This is a genomic window from Variovorax soli NBRC 106424, from assembly GCF_001591385.1.
Lineage (GTDB): Bacteria > Pseudomonadota > Gammaproteobacteria > Burkholderiales > Burkholderiaceae_C > Variovorax > Variovorax soli.
Genome location: NZ_BCUU01000011.1, coordinates 34951 through 53913 on the forward strand (window position 1 = coordinate 34951; position 18963 = coordinate 53913).

Consider the following 18963-nt stretch of genomic DNA (forward strand, 5'->3'; position numbering starts at 1 on the left):
GGTCATGCTCCCCCCCTCCTTTGAGCGAGGGCCTCGGCCGCATGCGCCTTGTCGGAAAAGGCGATGCGCTCCCCCCCCGCCACTTCCTGCCAGAGTTCGTGGCCGCGGCCGGCCAGCAGCACCACGTCCTGCGGCGCGGCCTGCGCCACCGCCTGCACGATGGCGCGGGCGCGGTCGGGCTCGACCTGGGCGCGCTCGGGGCTGCTCAGGCCGCGCAGGATCTGGCTGATGATGGCGTCCGGCTTTTCGCTGCGCGGGTTGTCGCTGGTCACCAGCACGCAGTCGGCCTGCGCCTCGGCCACCGCGCCCATCAGGGGGCGCTTGATCGGATCGCGGTCGCCGCCGCAGCCGAACAGGCACCACAGCCGGCCGCCGCGCTGGCGGGCCAGCGGCTTGAGGCCGGCCAGCGCCTTGTCCAGCGCATCGGGCGTGTGGGCATAGTCGACCACCACCATCGGCGCATCCGCGTTGCCGGTCACGCGCTCCATGCGGCCCGGCACGGGCGTCAGGCCGCCGCATGCCGCCACCGCATCGGGCAGCCCCAGGCCCAGCGCGCGCAGCGCGCCGATCACGCCCAGCAGGTTGGAGACGTTGTACTGGCCGATCAGGCCGGTGGCCATGGAAATGGGCGTCGCACCGTTCTCGACCACGGTGAAACGCAAACCCTGCGCGTCGTAGCCGATATCGCGCGCCACCAGGCGCGCCGGCGTTGCGGCGGTCGAGAGGGTCCAGAGGTCGACGGCACTGGCGGCTCCGCGCGCAGCCAGTTCGGCCGCGAGGCTTGCGCCGTGCAAGTCGTCGACGTTGACCACCGCGGCGCGCAGCCCCGGCCAGGCGAAAAGCTCCGCCTTGGCCCGCCAGTAGGCGTCCATGCTGCCGTGGTAGTCGAGATGGTCCTGCGTGAAGTTGGTGAACACGGCCACCGCGATGCGCGTGCCGTCCAGGCGCCGCTCGACGATGCCGATGGACGAGGCCTCGATCGCGCAGGCCGAATAGCCCTGGTCCGCGAACTCGCGCAGGCTGCGCTGCAGCATGACCGGGTCGGGCGTGGTCAGGCCCGTGTAGCTCAGCTCGGGCGGCCTGCCGATGCCCAGCGTGCCCACCACGGCGCACGGCCCGCGGCCCGGCAGGCCGGAGATCGCCTCCGACAGCCACCACGCGGTCGACGTCTTGCCGTTGGTGCCGGTGACGGCAAGCAGGTCGAGCCGATCGGACGGATGTTCGTAGTAGCTGGCGGCGATGGGGCCGGTGGCCGCCTTCAGGCCGGCATAGCTCGCCACCGCGTCGCCGGAAAAGCCGAAGGCTTCGGCGCCTTCATGCTCGACCAGGCAGGCCGTGGCACCCTTGGCCAATGCGTCGGCCACATGGCGCCGGCCGTCGGTGGCGGCGCCTGGCCAGGCCACGAAGCCGTCGCCTGCCCCGACCTTGCGGCTGTCGGCATGCAGGCCGCCGCGCACGCGCGCACGCAGCCACTGCGCGGCTTCGGTGGGAGTGCGGAGTTGCTGGACCATGGTGTTAGAAGCTCTCTTCCACACCGGTGGTCACCACCAGCGGCTTGACCGCCAGGTCGGGGGCCACGTTCATCATGCGCAGCGTCTGCTGCACCACCTCGCTGAACACCGGGGCGGCCACCAGGCCGCCGAAGTACTTGCCGGCGCTGGGCTCGTCCACCATCACCGCGACGATGATGCGCGGCTTGCCGATGGGCGCCATGCCGGTGAACCAGGCGCGGTACTTGTTGCTGGCGTAGCCCTTGCCCACCTGCTTGTGCGCAGTGCCCGACTTGCCGCCCACCGAGTAGCCGATGGTCTGGGCCAGCGGGCCCGTGCCGCCGGGGCCGGCCGCCATCTGCAGCATCTTGCGCACGGCGGCGGCGGTCTGCGGCGAGAAGACCTTCACGCCCACCGCCGGCTGGTTGTTCTTCAGGATGGTCAGGGGCAGCACCTCGCCGTCATGCGCCAGCGCGGTGTACGAATGCGCCATCTGCAGCAGCGAGGCCGACAGGCCGTAGCCGTAGGCCATGGTGGCCTGCTCCACCGGCTTCCAGCTCTTCCAGGGGCGCAGCCGGCCGGTAACGGCACCGGGAAACTCGAGCTGCGGCTTGTGGCCGTAGCCCAGTTGCGTGTAGACGTCCCACATTTCCTGGGGCGACATGCGCGCCGAAATCTTCAATGCGCCGATGTTGCTGGACTTCTGGATGACGCCCTCCACCGTGAGCGCGCCGTAGTTGTGCGTGTCGCTGATGGTGAAGCCGCCCATGCTCATGCGGCCCGGGCTGGTATCGATCACCGACTGCGGCGTGATGCGTCCGGCCTCCAGCGCGGCGGCCACGGTGATCGGCTTCATGGTCGAGCCCGGCTCGAAGGAGTCGGTGAGCGCGCGGTTGCGCAGCTGCTCGCCCGAGAGGTTCTGGCGCTTGTCCGGCACGTAGCTCGGGTAGTTGGCCAGCGCCAGCACCTCGCCCGTCACCGCATCGAGCACCACCACGCTGCCGGCCTTGGCCTTGTTGGCCGTCACCGCATCGCGCAGCTTCTGGTAGGCGAAGAACTGCACCTTGCTGTCGATGGACAGCTGGATGTCCTTGCCGTCCGTGGGCGGCACGGTCTCGCCCACACCCTCCACCACGCGGCCCAGGCGGTCCTTGATGACGCGGCGCGTGCCGGCCTTGCCGGACAGCTGCTTGTCGAAGAACAGCTCGATGCCTTCCTGGCCGTTGTCCTCCACGTTGGTGAAGCCCACCACGTGCGCGGCCGATTCGCCCTCGGGGTACTCGCGCTTGTATTCGCGGCGCTGGTAGATGCCCTTGATGTTGAGCGCGGCGATCTGCTGGGCGATGGGCAGGTCGACCTGGCGCTTGATCCAGACGAAGGTCTTGTCCTCGTCCTGCAGCTTCTTGTCGAAGTCCTTCTGCGGCATCTCCAGCAGCTTGGCCACCTGCTTGAGCTTGGCCCGCACCTCGGGGTCGTCGCGCTCGACGTCTTCCGGAATGGCCCAGATGCTGGGCGCGACCACGCTGGAGGCCAGCAGCAGGCCGTTGCGGTCGAGAATGCGGCCGCGGTTGGCCGGCAGCTCCAGGTTGCGCGCATAGCGCACCTCGCCCTGGCGCTGGAAGAAGGCGTTGCCGATCACCTGCACGTACGCCGCGCGTGCGGCCAGCACGACGAAACCCAGCGCAATGGCGGCCACGATGAACTTGCTGCGCCAGACGGGCGTCTTGCTCGCCAGCAGCGGACTGGTGGTGTAGCGGACGCTGCGCCGGCTCATCGCTGGCTCCTTGCAGCCGAGCCGGCGGCGGCCGATGCCGGGCGGCCGGTGGGCGGCGTGGTGGGCGGCGGCGGCGCCACGGCGGGAATCACGCTGCCGTCGGGCCGCACGTACTGGGTGATGGCTGGCGTGGCCGTGCGCATCTTGAGCTGCTCGCGCGCGAGCTTCTCCACGCGCAGCGGCGTGGCCTGGGCGCGCTTTTCCAGCTGCAGCCGCTCGAAGTCGAGCTCGATGCGGCGCGTTTCCTGCTCGGCCCTGTGCATCTCGGTGTAGAGCTGGCGCGCGGTGTATTCGAAGTGCACCAGATACAGCGCGGAGCCGATCACCGCCAGCAGCAAAAGCAGGTTCAGGCGGGTCAGCACGTGCCACCCCCCGATACGGTCTTGTTGCCGCAGCGCGCGCTCATGCCGGCGCCCCCGTGCGTTCGGCCACGCGCAGGATGGCGCTGCGCGCGCGCGGGTTGGCCTGCACCTCGGCCTCGCTGGGCTTGATGCGGCCGATGGAACGCAGCTTCATTTCAGGGGCTTGCGCAAAAGGCGCGCGGCGATCGAACACCTCGCGCGAATGCTTGGCGATGAACTGCTTGACGATGCGGTCTTCCAGCGAGTGGAAGCTGATCACCGCAAGGCGCCCCTGGGGTTTGAGCACGGAAAGACTGGCCTCTAGCGCCTGTTGCAGCTCTTCAAGCTCGGCGTTGATGAAAATCCGAAGAGCCTGAAATGTGCGCGTTGCAGGGTTCTGGCCCGGCTCGCGGGTTTTGACCGCGCCAGCCACGAGCTCGGCCAGCTCGGCGGTGGTTGAAACTGGGCCCCGTTCTTGTCGGCGAGCAGCAATCGCCTTTGCAATCTGAACAGCAAACCGTTCTTCGCCATAGTCACGGATGACCTCCGCTATCTGTTGGGGTTCGGCCGTTGCCAGCCACTCGGCCACGCTCTCGCCGCGCGAGGTGTCCATGCGCATGTCGAGGGGCCCGTCGAAACGAAAAGAAAAACCCCGTGCGGGGTTGTCGATCTGGGGAGAGCTGATGCCGAGGTCCATCAACAGGCCACCGACGCTGGCCGGCGCCAACTCCCCCAGATGTTTGAAGCCCTGGTGCCGGATGGAAAAACGCGCATCCTCGATGCGCGCTGCTTCGGCCACCGCTTCCGCGTCCTTGTCGTACGCGATGAGCCGCCCCTCGGGCGCCAGCCGGTCCAGGATGGCGCGGGAGTGGCCGCCGCGCCCGAAGGTCGCGTCCACGAAGGTGTCGCGCGAACCCGTGGCCTGGAGAGCGTCGACCGCTTCTTCCAGGAGCACGGTGGTGTGGGTCCATGGGGTGTCCAACGCCAGCTCTCTCGTGTTCAGAAGGCCAGGTCCTGGAGGGACTCGCTCGCCAGGCCGGCGGCCAGGGCTTCCGCCTCCTTGGCGTCGTGCGTGGCCTTGTCCCACAGCTCGAAGTGGCTGCCCATGCCCAGCATGAGCGTCTCGCGCGAGATGCCGGCCGCGGCCCGCAGTTCGGGAGAAATGAGGATACGACCGGTGGAATCCATCTCCACGTCCATGGCATTTCCGAGGAACAGGCGCTTGAGCCACTGGTCCTTCAGGGGCATGGCGGCGATGCGTTCGCGGAACTGCTCCCAGGCCGGGCGCGGGAAGATCATCAGGCAGCCGTGCGGATGGCGCGTGACCGTGAGCTGGCCGGCCGCAGTGGCGGTCAGCACGTCACGATGCCGGGTCGGCACCGACAGCCGCCCCTTGGCATCCAGACTCAGCGATGAAGCGCCTTGAAACACGACCGACGAAACCCTGTGATGACTGCCGGAATGGCCCCGGATTGGGCAGGTACCGACACTTTTTCCCACTTAACTGCACTTTTTTGCACTGTAGCAGGAAACGCCTACCGCGCAACGGGGTCGAGCTGTATTTTTTGTAATGGAATCAACGACTTAGCGGCGTTTCCCACAGTCGAGTCGATGTGGAAAAGTTGTTTAAAAGTAAGTACTTAGCAAAGGCATTGCATGTGTTTTATGAGACATGCACACGGCCTGCGGCATAGGCCGGACTGCCGAGACGAGTGAAAACTACCTGCGCAAGGTGCGCAAAAAGCACGCGGCGCCTCGAGGGCGCCGCGCAACTGGGAAGCATCGATTTTCAGGCCGCTGGCGCGGCCGCCTGTCACAAGATGAAGCGGGACAGGTCTTCGTCGTGGCTCAGGGCCTTCAGGCGGTCGTCGACGTAGGCCGCATCGATGCGGATGGTCTGGCCGGCAAAGCGGGTGGCGTCGAAGCTGGCTTCGTCCAGCAGCCGCTCCATCACGGTCGACAGGCGCCGCGCCCCGATGTTCTCGGTGCGCTCGTTCACCTCGAAGGCGATGCTCGCCAGGCGCGTGATGCCCTCGGGCGTGAACTCCAGCGTGACGCCTTCGGTGGCCAGCAGCGCCTGGTACTGCTTGACCAGCGAGGCGCGCGTCTGCGTGAGGATGCTCTCGAAATCCGCCACCGAGAGCGACTGCAGCTCGACCCGGATCGGAAAGCGACCCTGCAGCTCGGGGATCAGGTCGCTGGGCTTGCTCAGGTGGAAGGCGCCGCTGGCCACGAACAGGATGTGGTCGGTGCGCACCGGCCCGTACTTGGTGCTGACGGAAGTACCTTCCACCAGCGGCAGCAGGTCGCGCTGCACGCCCTGGCGCGAGACGTCGGAGCCCTGGGTGTCGCTGCGCGTGGCCACCTTGTCGATCTCGTCGATGAAGACGATGCCGTTCTGCTCGGCATTGGCAATGGCCTGGGTGCGAATCTCGTCCTCGTTGACCAGCTTGGCCGCCTCTTCCTCGATCAGCAGCACCATGGCCTCGCCGATCTTGAGCTTGCGGGTCTTGCGTTTGGCCTGGCCCAGCTGGCCGAACATGCCGCGCAGCTGCTCGGCCATTTCCTCCATGCCGGCCGGGCCCATGATCTCCAGCGGCGCGCGCGCCTCGGCCAGGTCGATCTCGATTTCCTTGTCGTCCAGCTGCTTTTCGCGCAGCTTCTTGCGAAAGGCCTGGCGGGTGGCGTTGCCGCCGTCGCCCGAGGCCGGCGTGCCGTCGGCGGCGCGGGCCTGCGGCAGCAGCACGTCGAGGATGCGCTCCTCGGCCGCGTCCTCGGCGCGCATGCGCACCTTGGCGCTCTCGGCCTCGCGGGTCTGCTTCACGGCCACTTCGGCCAGGTCGCGGATGATGGAATCGACGTCCTTGCCCACGTAGCCCACCTCGGTGAACTTGGTGGCCTCCACCTTGATGAAGGGCGCATCGGCCAGCCGGGCCAGTCGGCGCGCGATCTCGGTCTTGCCCACGCCGGTGGGGCCGATCATGAGGATGTTCTTGGGCGTGATCTCCGCGCGCAGCTTCGGATCCACCTGCTGGCGGCGCCAGCGGTTGCGCAGGGCAATGGCCACGGCGCGCTTGGCATCGAGCTGTCCGACGATGTGGTTGTCGAGTTCGGAGACGATCTCCTGGGGGGTCATGGTCATGTTGTGTGCTGCCAATGTCTGAGAACGGCGGTGAGCCCGTGCCAGGGCACCCGCGGAACTGGCTTTGCCAGGCCGCTGGGTGCGCCCCCTTCCCGCGTGCGGAAGAAGGGGGAGCCGCGAAGCGGCATGGGGGATGCGCTCGTCAGAGCGTCTCGATCGTATGGTTCATGTTGGTGTAGATGCACAGCTCGCCGGCAATGGCCAGCGACTTGCGCACCACGTCCTCGGCGGACAGGTCGGTGTTCTCCAGCAGCGCCTTGGCGGCCGACTGGGCATACACGCCGCCCGAGCCGATGGCCACGATGCCGCCTTCGGGCTCCAGCACGTCGCCGTTGCCGGTGATGATGAGCGACACGCTGGCATCGGCCACCGCCAGCATGGCCTCCAGGCGGCGCAGCACGCGGTCGGTGCGCCAGTCCTTGGTCAGCTCGATGGCGGCGCGTGCCAGCTGGCCCTGGTGCTTCTCGAGCTTGGCCTCGAAACGCTCGAACAGCGTGAAGGCGTCGGCCGTGGCGCCGGCAAAGCCGGCCAGCACCTTGCCGTTATAGAGGCGCCGCACCTTGCGCGCCGTACCCTTGATGACGACATTGCCCAGGGTGACCTGGCCGTCGCCGCCAATGGCGACCTGGTCACCGGCGGGCGTCTTGCGGCGCACGCTGACGATGGTGGTTCCGTGAAATTGTTCCATCGGAACAATTTGGGGGCGGACCGGCGGAATTGCAAGGCCAATTGCGCGAGATTGCCCCAGATTGCGCCAGCTTGCGCCAGCTTGCGCGATGAAACTAATTGCTGCGAATGCTGACGCTGGCGTGGTCGGTGATGCCCACCACGTGGAAGAAGGTGGCCACCAGACGATGCATGTCGACGAACTCGATGCGGCGCCCCTGCTCCTCGTGCCCCGCCACCCAGTCGATGATGGCGCGGGCACCTTCCAGGTCCACCCGCAGCAGCGCGGCACAGGACACGATGGGCATGAGGGCATGCATCAGCTGCGCATCGAGCCGCTGCAGCTTGGGCTTGCAGTCGCCCCCCAGATAGCCGACCAGTGCGGCACCGCCCGAGTCGGCCCCAAGCTCGGTTGCCGGCGCAGCCGCCGGGTCGAGGCTGGTGTAGCTGCCGCGCGGATCGCTCCAGGACGGCGGCGAAACCTCGAAGGTGATGCAGTAGTTGAGCGCCGCCAGCTCGTAGCCGTCGGGCTCGTGCACGGTGCGCAACACGGCCAGGCGAAGCTGCCACCACACGACGTCGACGCTCTTGTCGCCGGTGGGCGCGGCCTTTTCCAGCACGTCGAGCAAGCGGTGCACACCGGTAAAGCGCAACTGCACGGGGGAGTCGGCCCAGTGGTTGAACAGCGCACGCAGGGGCGCCGCGGCGTCGTGGTCGATGGCCGTCAGGCTCTGCCAATCCATGTGCCACACGGGACCGGCCGCTGCCAGCGAACGGGTGAGGTCGGCCAGCCCTTCACGGGTCAGCAGCGCGGGGCAATACCAGTCGGCGCGGCGCTGCTGCGGGGCTGCTGCGCTGGCCTGCTCGGCCGGCTTCGCATCCAGGTCCGCCTGCGCATCGCGCGCCAGGCTGCGCAGCGACACCCACTCGGGCCCCGGCCGCTTGAGCCGCTGGGCGTAGCGCGTGCTCGCTGCGCCGAACTTCTCCGCATCGCCGGTGGCGCGGTAGAAGTCGAGCAGGGCGCGCCAGACCTCGGTGTGATCGGCATGCGGGCTGTCCGGCGCCGTCATCTGAAGCAGCACGGCCTCGGTCCCGGCGTCGTCGCTCTGCGCAAAACGGATGGCCGCATCTTCCAGGCTGGCGGGAACGCCGCCTTCGCGCGGCGCCATGGCGCCGGCTGCATGCGGTGCTGGCGGAGACACACCCGGCTCGGTGTCGGCATAGGCGCGGGCGCGGCGCTCGGCATGGGCTTCCTCGCTGCTGCCCGGTGCCTGCTCGGGTGCCGCGGGCCCCGTCGCGGTGCCGGGTACGTCGGCGCCCTGGCCGCGTCCCTTCCACCACTGCTGCGACATCTGCTCTTCGATCTCGTCGATCTTCTTGAGCGTGAGCGCTCGCCCCTCGGATTTGCCCGAGGTGCTGATGCTGAAGGAGGAAATGGCGGCGGCGCCTTCGGGCGTGCCGCCGGCGGCCTCGCGCTGGCGCAGCTTGCGCAGCATGTCGAACTCGCGCCGGCGCACGAAGTCGTTGCGCTGGCGCCGCTCGATCATCTCCTTGAGCATCTCGCGGCTGTAGCCGTTGTCCGCCGGAACGGACTCCTGGGCATCCAGCTCGGACCAGTCCTTCAGCGGATTGCGGACGAACTTCGCCACCTTGGACAGGAGGCGGCCGGTATCTTCCTTGCCCATGGCCTCAGCTCAACGCCTGCTCGCGCGCGAAGGGACGCACGGGGCTCTCAATCCCCGAACATCTTCTGCTTGAGTTCGCGGCGCTGCTGCGCTTCCAGCGACAGGGTGGCGGTCGGGCGGGCCAGCAGGCGGCCGACGCCGATGGGCTCGCCGGTCTCGTCGCAGTAGCCGTAGTCGCCGGCATCGATGCGCTGGATGGACTGCTCGATCTTCTTGAGCAGCTTGCGCTCGCGGTCGCGGGTGCGCAGTTCCAGGGCGTGCTCTTCCTCGATGGTGGCGCGGTCGGCCGGGTCGGGCACCACCACGGTGTCTTCGCGCAGGTGCTCCGTGGTCTCGCCAGCGTTGTCGAGGATGCCCTTCTTGAGCTGAACAAGCTTGTGGCGGAAGAAGGCCATCTGCTTGTCGTTCATGTATTCCGAATCGGGCATGGCGATGACTTCTTCATCGCTGAGCTCCTCGGCCGATTTGGTCTTCCAGTTGTTGGCGAGCTTCGGGTCTTTCTTGATCGAAAGCGGCGGGGGGACGAGGACTGTGGACATGGTCTGCGTAAAACTGGACTTGGCGGCCGTGGAGGCCACCGCGGGGGGCATGGAGGGGACCGTCAGCGAAGACAGCCTGGCCGAAACTCGGCCGCTGCGCACCGGCATGGCCGGGTCGGGCGCGGGGGCAGCCGCCTTGGGGGCGGGCGCCGGTTCCGCGGCCTTGGCGGGGCTCTTGGTAGACGTCTTTGCAGCTGTCACCTTCTTGGCCGCTGGCGCAGACTGCTTCGTGGCCGGGGTCTTCTTGACGTCCGGCTTGGCAGCAGGCTTGGCCTTGGCGACGGCTTTGTTCACGGTGACAGGCTCCTTTGTTGGACTCAAATGCGCTTGCTCCACCGGCGGGCGACCCGCCCGTGGATTCCGCAACGCTTGGAGGCAACTGCAGACCCCACGTTTATAGGGGCTCACCGGTAGCAATTCGTGGGGTTATACCCCCGATTGCGGGCCGCAAACGCGCCTTCGTGTATGCCGGAAGTCACACCAGGCCTCAATAGACACCCGTTGTGACCCCCAAACAGGGGCGCGATTGTATAGAGAACTCGGGCGGCCGGACCGGGGCGTCAGTGCAGGTTTACACCAAGCACTGTTCCAGGCCCTGCTCCAGGATGTCGCGCGGCAGGTCGATGCCGATGAACACCATGCGGCTCTGGCGCGCCTCGCCCTCGGCCCAGGCCGGGCCCAGGTCGCTGCCCATGAGCTGGTGCACGCCCTGGAAGATCACCTTGCGCTCGGTGCCCTGCATGTTGAGCACGCCCTTGTAGCGCAGCATGCGCGGGCCGTAGATGTTGACGATGGCGCCCAGGAAGTCCTCCAGGCGGGCCGGGTCGAACGGGCGGTCGGCCTTGTAGACGAAGCTCTTTACATCGTCGTCCACGTGGTGGTGGTGGCCGTGGCCCTCGTGGGCGTGCGAGGGGTGGTCGCAGTGCTCGCCATGCGCGTGGTCATGGTCGTGATGGTGGTGGTCGTGCTCGTCTTCCTTGAGGAAGTCCGGGTCGATGTCCAGCTTGGCGTTGAGGTTGAAGCCGCGCAGGTCGAACACCTGCGACAGCGGCACCTCGCCGAAGTGCACCTTCTGGACCGGCGCGCGCGGGTTCATGTGCTTGACGCGGTGGATCAGGGCGTCGGCCTCTTCCGTGCTCACCAGATCGGTCTTGCTGACGAAGAGCTGGTCGGCAAAACCCACCTGGCGGCGCGCCTCCTGGCGGTCGTTGAGCTGCTGGGCGGCGTGCTTGGCGTCCACCAGGGTCAGGATGGAGTCCAGCAGATACGTTTCGGCGATCTCGTCGTCCATGAAGAAGGTCTGGGCGACGGGGCCGGGGTCGGCCAGGCCGGTGGTCTCGATCACGACGCGCTCGAAGTCCAGCAGGCCCTTGCGCTTCTTGGCGGCCAGCAGCTGCAGCGTCTCGCGCAGGTCCTCGCGGATGGTGCAGCAGATGCAGCCGTTGCTCATCTGGACGATCTGCTCCTTGGACTCGGTCACCAGGATGTCGCTGTCGATGTTCTCTTCGCCGAATTCGTTCTCGATGACGGCGATCTTCTGGCCGTGGGCCTCGGTCAGCACCCGCTTGAGCAGCGTCGTCTTGCCCGAGCCCAGGAAGCCGGTGAGGATGGTGGCGGGAATGAGGGCCATGGCGTGCTCCGGGGTCCGATTGCGAATAAGAAGATGGGGAAAGCCGGAAAGTTTAGCCAGCGGGCCATGGGCCCGCTGCGGCAGGGTTTAGGCGAGGTTTAGCCGGGGTTCAGGCCGGCTTGCGCACCACCGCCAGCCCCTTGAGGTATTCACCCTCGGGAAACTCGATGGTCATGGGATGGTCGGGCGCCGCGCCCAGCCGCTCGCTGATGTAGCCGTCCACGCCGGCGTCGATGCCGGCCGAGGCCACGATCTTGTGGAACAGCTCGGCGCCGATGCCGCCCGAGCAGGAAAAGGTCAGCAGCACGCCGCCCGGCGCCAGCAGCTTCAGGCCCAGGCGGTTGATGTCCTTGTAGGCGCGCGCGGCCCGCTCCGCATGGGCGATGGTGGGCGCGAACTTGGGCGGATCGAGCACGATGGCATCGAAGGTCTGGCCCTGGTCGATGAAGCGGCGCAGCGTGGCGTTGACGTCGGCGTCGAGAAACTGGCAGTCGGCGCCGGCAAAGCCGTTGAGTTCGACATGGGCCCGGGCCCGCTCCAGCGCGGGCAGGGACGAATCGACCGACACCAGCTGCGCGCCTTCCAGCGCCCCGGCCGCGCGCAGGCCCCACAAGGCGGCCACGGTGAAGCCGCCGGTGTAGCAGTAGCAGTTGAGCACGCGCCGGAAGCGCCGCTGCTGCGCCATCTCGGCAAAGCGGCGCCGGCTGTCGCGCTGGTCCAGGTAGAAGCCGGTCTTGTGGCCGGTGGCCACGTCCAGCGTCAGCTTCCAGCCGTGCTCCTGGATGGTGAGTTCGGTGCCCTGCCCTTCGCCGCCGGCCAGCCAGCCGGTGACGGGCGCGAGGCCTTCGCGTTCGCGCCCGCTGGCATCCGAGCGCTCGTAGAAATGCGCGAGGCCGGTTTCGGCCAGCAGCGCGTCGACCAGCACCTTCTTCCAGCGCTCGACGCCGGCGGACAGGAACTGCGCCACCAGCACGTCGCCATAGCGGTCGACGATCAGGCCCGGCAGGCCGTCGGCCTCGCCATGCACCAGGCGAACGCCGCTGCTTGGCAGCGAAAAGAGCTGGCGCGCCTGCACCGCGCGGGCCACGCGCTGGCGAAAGAAGGCGGCGTCGATGCGCTCGTCCTCCCGAAAGCTCCAGGCACGCGCCCGGATCTTGGAGGCGGGGCTGAAGGCGGCCCAGCACAGGAAGCGGCCGTCGTCGGCCTCGACGCGCACCGTCTCGCCGCCATCGCCGCCGCCCTTGGCGATGGCGGAATCGAAGATCCAGGGATGGCGCCGCAGCAGGGAGCGCTCCTTGCCGGCGCGCAAGCGAAGTGTTTTCATTTGCCGATTTTCGCCGCCGGCGCCGGGACATCGGCGGCGCGCGGCTCGCCCTTGTCGCCCTTGAGCCTGGCGCGCGGATGCGCCGCGTCGTAGGCACGGGCCAGGTGCTGGAAATCCAGGCGCGTATAGACCTGCGTGGTGGCGATGTTGGCGTGCCCCAGCAGTTCCTGCACCGCGCGCAGGTCGCTGCTGGACTGCAGCACATGGCTGGCAAAGGAGTGGCGCAGCATGTGCGGATGCACCGGCGCGGCCACGCCGGCCTTCACGCCGCGCTGGCGCAGTTGCTTCCATGCGCCCTGCGAAGACAGCCGCTTGCCGCTGCGGCCGATGAAGAGGGCCGCCGCCGCGTCCGGCGCCTGCAGGCGGGCGCCTGCCAGGGCGGCGCAGTCCTCGCGCACGGCCAGCCAGGCGCGCAGGGCCTCCATGGCCTTGCTGCCCACCGGCACGCTGCGCCGCTTGCCGCCCTTGCCCAGCACATGCGCCTCGGCGCCGTCCAGGTCGATCCAGCCGAGCGACGCCTTGCCGGCGTGCACGTCCAGGCCGGTGAGCTCGCTCACGCGCAGGCCGCAGCCGTACAGCAGCTCGACCAGGGCGCGGTCGCGCGCTTCGGTCCAGGGGTCGGCATCGGCATCGTGCAGTTCGGCCAGGCGCACCGCGTCGTCCACATCGAGCGCCTTGGGCAAGGGGCGCGCGGCCTTGGGGGCGTGCACGTCCTGCACCGGGTTCGACGGAATCTGCCCCTGCTGGCCCAGCCAGCGGTAGAAGCTGCGCCAGCACGACAGCACCAGCGCGATGCCGCGCGGCTCGCGGCCGGCGCCATGCATCTGCGCCATCCAGCGGCGGATGTGGGCGGTGCCCACGCACTCCAGCGGCAGTGCGGCGGCGGCGGCCAGATCGGCCAGCGTGGCCAGGTGAATGGCGTAGAGCTCGACCGTGCGGGCTGCCAGACGGCGCTCCACCCGCACATGCTCCAGGTACTTGTCGATCCAGGGAGACGTTGCGGGCGTGCCGGCGCTGGGGGCGCTAGAGGTAGCCATTGAGCGCATTGTTCACGATGGCCAGCGGCTCGCGCAATGCGCTGCGCATGGCCTGCCAGGCGGGCCGGCCGCAGTCGGCGGGCGCCGCCGCGTACTGCACCTCGAAGGCGCCGTCGAAGCCGCTGGCCTTGGCCAGGCGCTCCACACGCCACAGGTGGTAGGCGTCCGACACGACGATCACGCGGCGCACGCCGGCCGCCGCCAGCAGCGGCCAGGACATCGCCAGGTTCTCGCGGGTGGACGAGGAAAGCGATTCCTTCAGCAGCACGCCCGAATAACCTTCGGCGCGCGCATGCGCGGCCATCACCTCGGCTTCGATGCGGCCGTCCTCGCGGTCGACCCCACCTGAAAGCGTGAGCAGGCGCACCCGCCCGTCACGCCACAGCTGCACGCCGCGGTCGACGCGCTGGGTCAGGCAGGGATTGGGCCGGCCGTCGAGGTAGGCGCGGTTGCCCAGCACGAGCGCCGCATCGGCCGGGTGCAGCTGCGGCTGGGCCAGGCGCTCTTGCGCATGCATCCAGACGTATAGCCCCAGCGCCGCCACGAAAAAGGCGAGGCCGAGGACCAGCCAGCCCAGGCGCCGCCCCAGCGTGCGCATCAGGGGCGCAGGCGCGAGAGCGCGGCCGACGACAGGTCGGCGATGCGCTCCAGGAAGTCGGTGCCCATGTCGGCGTGGAAGCGCTGGCCGTCGGGCGATGCGAGGATGAGCAGGCCGAAGGCCGACTCCGAGGGCTCGTTGCGCAGCGGGATCATGGCCACCGAGACGGCCGCACGCGCGTCGCCCAGCCAGTTGACGGCGTCGAAGCCGGTGTTGAGGCCGCAGTACGGCGTGGTGAGCGAGGTGGCCAAGGCGCGCACGTCTTCGCCGGCGCCCTGGGCATAGCCTTCGTTCTCGTATTCGGGGCTCACGTCCCAGACCTTGATGGCCGCCTGGGGCACCAGGAAGATGGCCTGCAGGTCGGCGGCGATCTGCCAGGGCAGGCCGCGCGGCTCGCGGGTGGTGAGCAGCCCCCGCGTCCAGCGCTGCAGGCGGTCGGCGGTGAGCACGTTCTCGGTGCCGTGGCGCACCATGTCCATGATGCGGTGCTCCAGCGCCTTGATCTTCTCGCGCAGCATCTCGGCCTGGCGCTCCTGCAGGCTCACGGCGCGGTTGCCGTGCGGGCTGGTGAGCTGCACCTGCGCCAGCAGCTGGGCATGGCGCTCGAAGAAGTCCGGCGTGTTCGCCAGGTAGTTGGCGATGTCGTCTTCGGTGATGGGATTCATGGCGTCTTGTTGTGGGTGCGGATGAATGGGGGTCATGGCTGCGCGGGCACGTCGATCTCGCCCTCGAACACGGTCACGGCGGGTCCGGTCATCAGGACCGGCTGCCCCTGGCCCTGCCATTCGATGGTGAGCAGCCCGCCGCGCGTGTGCACGTCCACGCGCGAATCGAGCAGGCCCAGGCGAATGCCCGCCACCACCGCGGCACAGGCGCCGGTGCCGCAGGCCAGGGTTTCGCCGGCGCCGCGCTCGAACACGCGCAGGCGGATCTGGTTGCGGCTGACCACCTGCATGAAGCCGGCGTTGACACGCTGCGCAAAGCGCGGATGGTTCTCGATCAGCGGCCCCTGCTGGGCCACCGGCGCGGTGTCGACGTTGTCGACCAGCTGCACCGCATGCGGATTGCCCATCGACAGGACGGACACCGCCACAATGGCGCTTTCGGCATGGGTGCCCAGCGCCAGGTGCCACTGGTACCAGTTGCCGGTGGTGATCGGGCTCAGGCCGGCGGCGTCGAAGGGCACGCGCTCGTTCTCGAAGATGGGCGCGCCCATGTCGACCGTCACCCGCCCGTCCTCGCCCATGCGCGGCTCGATCACGCCTGACAAGGTCTGCACGCGCACCGCGTTCTTGGCCGTGAGGCCGCGCTCGCGCACGAAGCGCATGAAGCAGCGCGCGCCGTTGCCGCACTGCTCCACCTCGCCGCCGTCGGCGTTGTGGATCACGTATTCGAAGTCCACGCCCTGGGCCGGCGAAGGCCGCACGCTCAGGATCTGGTCGGCGCCCACGCCGAAGTGGCGATCGGCCAGGAAGCGGTATTGGTCGGCAGAAAGGCCCAGCTGCGCGGCCGTTTCGTCCAGCACGACGAAATCATTGCCAGCGCCCTGCATCTTGGTGAAGTGAACACGCATGGTTTCGGATTATCCGTGCGCGCCGCAAGGCTGGCGCCTCACAGGCCCTTTTCCACCATGTCGAGCAGGCGCCGGCCCAGCGCCTGCACTTCCTTGCGCGGCATGACGGCCAGCGGCCCGTCGATGACCAGCATGGCCAGCCCGTGCACGGCCGACCAGGCCAGGTATTCGGCGCCCGGCCGGCGCGACGCCGGCAGCACGCCGGACTCCACCATCCGGTCCAGCACCGCGCCGAGCAGGAGGAAGGGATGCGGAACGCCGGGCTGCGCCTTGGCCGGCCGACCGCCGGGCTGCTCCGGCTCCGAAGGATCCGGCGGCACGAAGGCCGAGCGGAACAGCCCCGTCTCCTCCTGGGCGAAGCGCAGGTAGGCCGCGCCCACGGCGCTGAGGCAGTCGCGCGCATAGGCCGCCGAGTTGCGCGCCCGGCGCACGCCGGCCACTTCCTTTTCCATGGCCTGCGCCAGCTCGGTGAGCGCGGCCAGGCGGACCGCATCGAGCAGCGCCAGGCGGTTCTCGAAGTGGCGGTAGGCGGCATTGGGCGCCACCCCCGCCCGGCGCGTGGCCTCGCGCAGGACCACGGCCTGCGGGCCGCCGCCACGCGCCAGCTCGATGCCCGCATCGAGCAGGGCCCGCCGCAGGTCGCCGTGGCGGTAGGTGTCGCGCGCAGGCGGGCGGAAGTCGGCAACGTGGTCTTGATCCTGCATTTCTCTTCCAAAGTGGACAGTGTCCATTATTGCTGCTATCGTTTGTGGACGGTGTACACAAATACCCGTTCCTTCCGTTTTCTTTCATCCCACCCAAAGGAGTTCCCCATGCTGGTTCAGCCCTATCTCTTCTTCGAAGGCCGCTGCGAAGAGGCCGTGGAGTTCTACAAGAAGGCCGTCGGCGCCGAAGTGGTCATGCTGATGCGCAACAAGGACAACCCCGAGTCCGAATCCGTCAAGATGAAGCTGCCGCCCGGCACCGAGAACAAGGTGATGCACTGCGAGTTCAAGATCGGCGAGACGACGCTGATGGGCTCGGACGGCTTTTGCCGCGGCGGTGATGCGGTCAAGTTCCAGGGCTTCTCGCTGTCCATCGCCGTGGCCGATGCGGCCGCCGCGCGCAAGGCGTTTGCAGCACTCGGCAGCGATGGCGGCAAGGTCGAGATGCCGCTGGAAAAGACCTTCTTCTCCGAAAGCTTCGGCATGGTGACGGACAAGTTCGGCATCAGCTGGCTCGTGAACGCGCAGGCCAGGTGAGCGCGGCAGGCGCACCGGTTCGTTGCGCTTTCCGGACCGGCCGCGCGCCGCCTGCAAACCAAGGTTTGAATGGCGCACCCCAACGCGTTGGGCAATTGCCACGCAGACGTTACGAGTCGTTGGGACCGGACGCCCACCGGTTTAAGCTGCGCGGTTCGATAATCGCCGCATGGTCCGCCCTTCCCAACAGCTTCACCCCTACCGAGAGCCGGCGCCCACGCGGCCCGCGGCCACGGTGCTGCTGCTGCGCGACGGCCCGGACGGTCTCGAGGTCCTGATGACCCGGCGCTCCGAAAAAGCCAGCTTCGCGCCCGGCGCCTACGTGTTTCCCGGCGGCACCATCGACGACGCGGACGCCCATGCGCGCGCCATCTCCACGCGCCGCCGCACCCAGAGCCGGGTGCAGCTCACGCAGGCCATCACCGCCGTGCGCGAGACCTTCGAGGAACTGGGTGTGCTGCTCGCCCACCATGCCGACGGCACGCCGGTCAGCGCCGCCGAAATCGCGGCCATGGACCGCAGCGGCGCCAACGCCTTCTCCTTCGTCGAGCAATGCGCGGCGCGCGGACTGCGCCTGGCCACCGATCAGGTCTACACCCTGGCCCACTGGATCACCGACCGCGACCTGCCCAAGCGCTTCGACGTGCCCTTCCTGGTGGCCCGCATGCCGGCCGACCAGGTGCCGGTGTCCGACGACGCCGAGCAGTTCGAGCCCGTGTGGGTGCGCCCGGCCGATGCGCTGGCGCGCCATGCCAAGGGGCGCTTCCACATGATCTTCCCGACCCTGCGCACGCTCAAGCGGCTCACGGTCTTCTCCAGCGTGGATTCGGTGCTGCAGCTGTGCGCGCAGGAAAAGCCGCTGTGGACCAGCTGCCCGCGCGGCGCCCGGTTGAACAGCGAAGACGTGCGCTACATGGAGCACGAAGCGCCCTACGGCGAGCTGGCCCTGGTCGTGCCCGACGGCCGGCTGCTGCACGCGCTCGACTGGCAGCACACCGAGCCGGTGCCCCTGCTGCGGAACGTGCAGCGCCTGACGGCCGGCAATTCCTCGGCCATGACCGGCCCGGGCACCAACAGCTATGTGGTGGGCGATGCCAGCACCGGCTTCATCGTGATCGACCCCGGCCCTGCCGACTTCGACCACGTCGGGCGGCTGTGGCGCGCAACGAACGGCGACATCCGGATGATCGTGTGCACCCATTCGCATGCCGACCATTCGCCGGGCGCGCAGCCGCTGCAGGCCCTGTGCCCGCACAAGCCGCCGATCCTGGGCCTACCCTCCGCCCCAACCGCCCGGCCGCCTGCACGCTTCACGCCCGAACGCGCGCTGGAGCACGGCGAGCGGCTGGAACTGAGCGGCATCGATGCGGCCACCGGCGAGCCCGTCACCCACACGCTGCGCGTCATCCACACGCCGGGCCACGCGGCCAACCACCTGTGCCTGGTGCTGGAGGAAGACGGCCTGCTGTTCTCCGGCGACCATGTGCTCAACGGCAGCACCACCGTGGTCGATCCGCCGGACGGCAACATGACCGAGTACCTCGAGTCGCTCGACCTGCTGGACGAAGCCTGCGCCGACGGCGGCATCGAATTCATCCTGCCCGCGCACGGCCATGTGCTGGGCGATGCGCGTGCGGCCATTGCCAAGCTCAAGTCGCACCGGCTGCAGCGCGAATCCAAGATCGCCCGCGCCATGCGCAAGCTGCCGGCCGGCACGCCCGAGGACTGGCTGGCCATGGCCTATGACGACGTGCCGCAGCAGCTGTGGCCCGTGGCGGCGCGCTCGCTCGCGGCGCACGTGGAGCGCATCCGCGAGCTGGCTTCGCGGCCGGGCGCCCTGCCCTCCGCCCTGTCGACCTTATGAGCGCCTGCCCGGCTGCTCCGACCGGGGCTTGCGGCGCAGTGCGAGGCACGAAAGCTTTC

Annotated in this window: 18 protein-coding genes; 2 read left to right on the forward strand and 16 right to left on the reverse strand. The window is 68.7% G+C overall.

Features of this window, described 5'->3' with window-relative positions; all coding sequences use genetic code 11:
* Positions 1–2: 2 nt before the first annotated feature.
* From VSO01S_RS05580 to VSO01S_RS05655, 16 genes are all read right to left on the reverse strand, one after another.
* Entirely contained in the window at positions 3–1511 is a 1509-nt protein-coding gene (locus VSO01S_RS05580; protein ID WP_068640811.1) for a UDP-N-acetylmuramoyl-L-alanyl-D-glutamate--2,6-diaminopimelate ligase, read from the reverse strand.
* A 4-nt stretch (positions 1512–1515) separates the two neighbouring features.
* A complete protein-coding gene (locus tag VSO01S_RS05585) occupies positions 1516–3264 on the reverse strand; it encodes a peptidoglycan D,D-transpeptidase FtsI family protein (RefSeq protein ID WP_068640812.1) in 1749 nt (582 codons plus the stop codon).
* On the reverse strand, positions 3261–3623 hold the full coding sequence (ftsL, locus tag VSO01S_RS05590) for a cell division protein FtsL (protein WP_068640850.1): 363 nt from the start codon (positions 3621–3623) through the stop codon (positions 3261–3263). Before ftsL ends, VSO01S_RS05585 begins: the two co-directional genes overlap by 4 nt.
* A gap of 43 nt (positions 3624–3666) precedes the next feature.
* Positions 3667–4587: a 16S rRNA (cytosine(1402)-N(4))-methyltransferase RsmH gene (gene rsmH, locus VSO01S_RS05595; RefSeq protein WP_068640813.1), complete on the reverse strand. Its 921-nt coding sequence runs from the start codon at positions 4585–4587 to the stop codon at positions 3667–3669.
* 17 nt (positions 4588–4604) lie between these two features.
* Positions 4605–5036: a division/cell wall cluster transcriptional repressor MraZ gene (gene mraZ / locus VSO01S_RS05600; protein WP_068640814.1), complete on the reverse strand. Its 432-nt coding sequence runs from the start codon at positions 5034–5036 to the stop codon at positions 4605–4607.
* A gap of 382 nt (positions 5037–5418) precedes the next feature.
* The gene (gene hslU, locus VSO01S_RS05605; protein ID WP_068640815.1) at positions 5419–6747 is read right to left on the reverse strand and encodes an ATP-dependent protease ATPase subunit HslU; all 1329 of its coding nucleotides are present in this window, start codon (positions 6745–6747) and stop codon (positions 5419–5421) included.
* Positions 6748–6889: 142 nt separating this feature from the next.
* Positions 6890–7435, reverse strand: a complete 546-nt coding sequence (hslV, locus tag VSO01S_RS05610) for an ATP-dependent protease subunit HslV (protein ID WP_068640816.1) — start codon at positions 7433–7435, stop codon at positions 6890–6892.
* A gap of 94 nt (positions 7436–7529) precedes the next feature.
* Positions 7530–9098, reverse strand: a complete 1569-nt coding sequence (locus tag VSO01S_RS05615) for an STAS domain-containing protein (RefSeq protein ID WP_068640817.1) — start codon at positions 9096–9098, stop codon at positions 7530–7532.
* Between the two features lie 47 nt (positions 9099–9145).
* A complete protein-coding gene (dksA, locus tag VSO01S_RS05620) occupies positions 9146–9838 on the reverse strand; it encodes an RNA polymerase-binding protein DksA (RefSeq protein WP_373282878.1) in 693 nt (230 codons plus the stop codon).
* A 370-nt stretch (positions 9839–10208) separates the two neighbouring features.
* Positions 10209–11267: a CobW family GTP-binding protein gene (locus VSO01S_RS05625; protein ID WP_068640818.1), complete on the reverse strand. Its 1059-nt coding sequence runs from the start codon at positions 11265–11267 to the stop codon at positions 10209–10211.
* Between the two features lie 109 nt (positions 11268–11376).
* Positions 11377–12591 (reverse strand): class I SAM-dependent rRNA methyltransferase, encoded by a 1215-nt coding sequence (locus VSO01S_RS05630; RefSeq protein ID WP_068640819.1) that lies wholly within the window; start codon positions 12589–12591, stop codon positions 11377–11379.
* Entirely contained in the window at positions 12588–13628 is a 1041-nt protein-coding gene (locus tag VSO01S_RS05635) for a tyrosine-type recombinase/integrase (RefSeq protein WP_068640820.1), read from the reverse strand. Before VSO01S_RS05635 ends, VSO01S_RS05630 begins: the two co-directional genes overlap by 4 nt.
* The gene (locus VSO01S_RS05640) at positions 13615–14226 is read right to left on the reverse strand and encodes a YdcF family protein (RefSeq protein ID WP_068640821.1); all 612 of its coding nucleotides are present in this window, start codon (positions 14224–14226) and stop codon (positions 13615–13617) included. The genes VSO01S_RS05635 and VSO01S_RS05640 overlap by 14 nt, the downstream gene beginning before the upstream one ends.
* A complete protein-coding gene (locus VSO01S_RS05645) occupies positions 14226–14891 on the reverse strand; it encodes a DUF484 family protein (protein WP_245684122.1) in 666 nt (221 codons plus the stop codon). Before VSO01S_RS05645 ends, VSO01S_RS05640 begins: the two co-directional genes overlap by 1 nt.
* 32 nt (positions 14892–14923) lie before the next feature.
* Positions 14924–15799, reverse strand: a complete 876-nt coding sequence (gene dapF, locus VSO01S_RS05650) for a diaminopimelate epimerase (RefSeq protein ID WP_068640823.1) — start codon at positions 15797–15799, stop codon at positions 14924–14926.
* A gap of 38 nt (positions 15800–15837) precedes the next feature.
* Entirely contained in the window at positions 15838–16503 is a 666-nt protein-coding gene (locus VSO01S_RS05655; protein WP_068640824.1) for a TetR/AcrR family transcriptional regulator, read from the reverse strand.
* A 108-nt stretch (positions 16504–16611) separates the two neighbouring features.
* Between VSO01S_RS05655 and VSO01S_RS05660 the strand changes: the two genes are divergently transcribed.
* Together VSO01S_RS05660 and VSO01S_RS05665 are read left to right on the forward strand one after the other, a co-directional pair.
* The gene (locus VSO01S_RS05660) at positions 16612–17040 is read left to right on the forward strand and encodes a VOC family protein (RefSeq protein ID WP_068640825.1); all 429 of its coding nucleotides are present in this window, start codon (positions 16612–16614) and stop codon (positions 17038–17040) included.
* Between the two features lie 169 nt (positions 17041–17209).
* A complete protein-coding gene (locus tag VSO01S_RS05665) occupies positions 17210–18904 on the forward strand; it encodes an MBL fold metallo-hydrolase (RefSeq protein WP_068640826.1) in 1695 nt (564 codons plus the stop codon).
* The last annotated feature ends 59 nt before the right edge of the window (positions 18905–18963 follow it).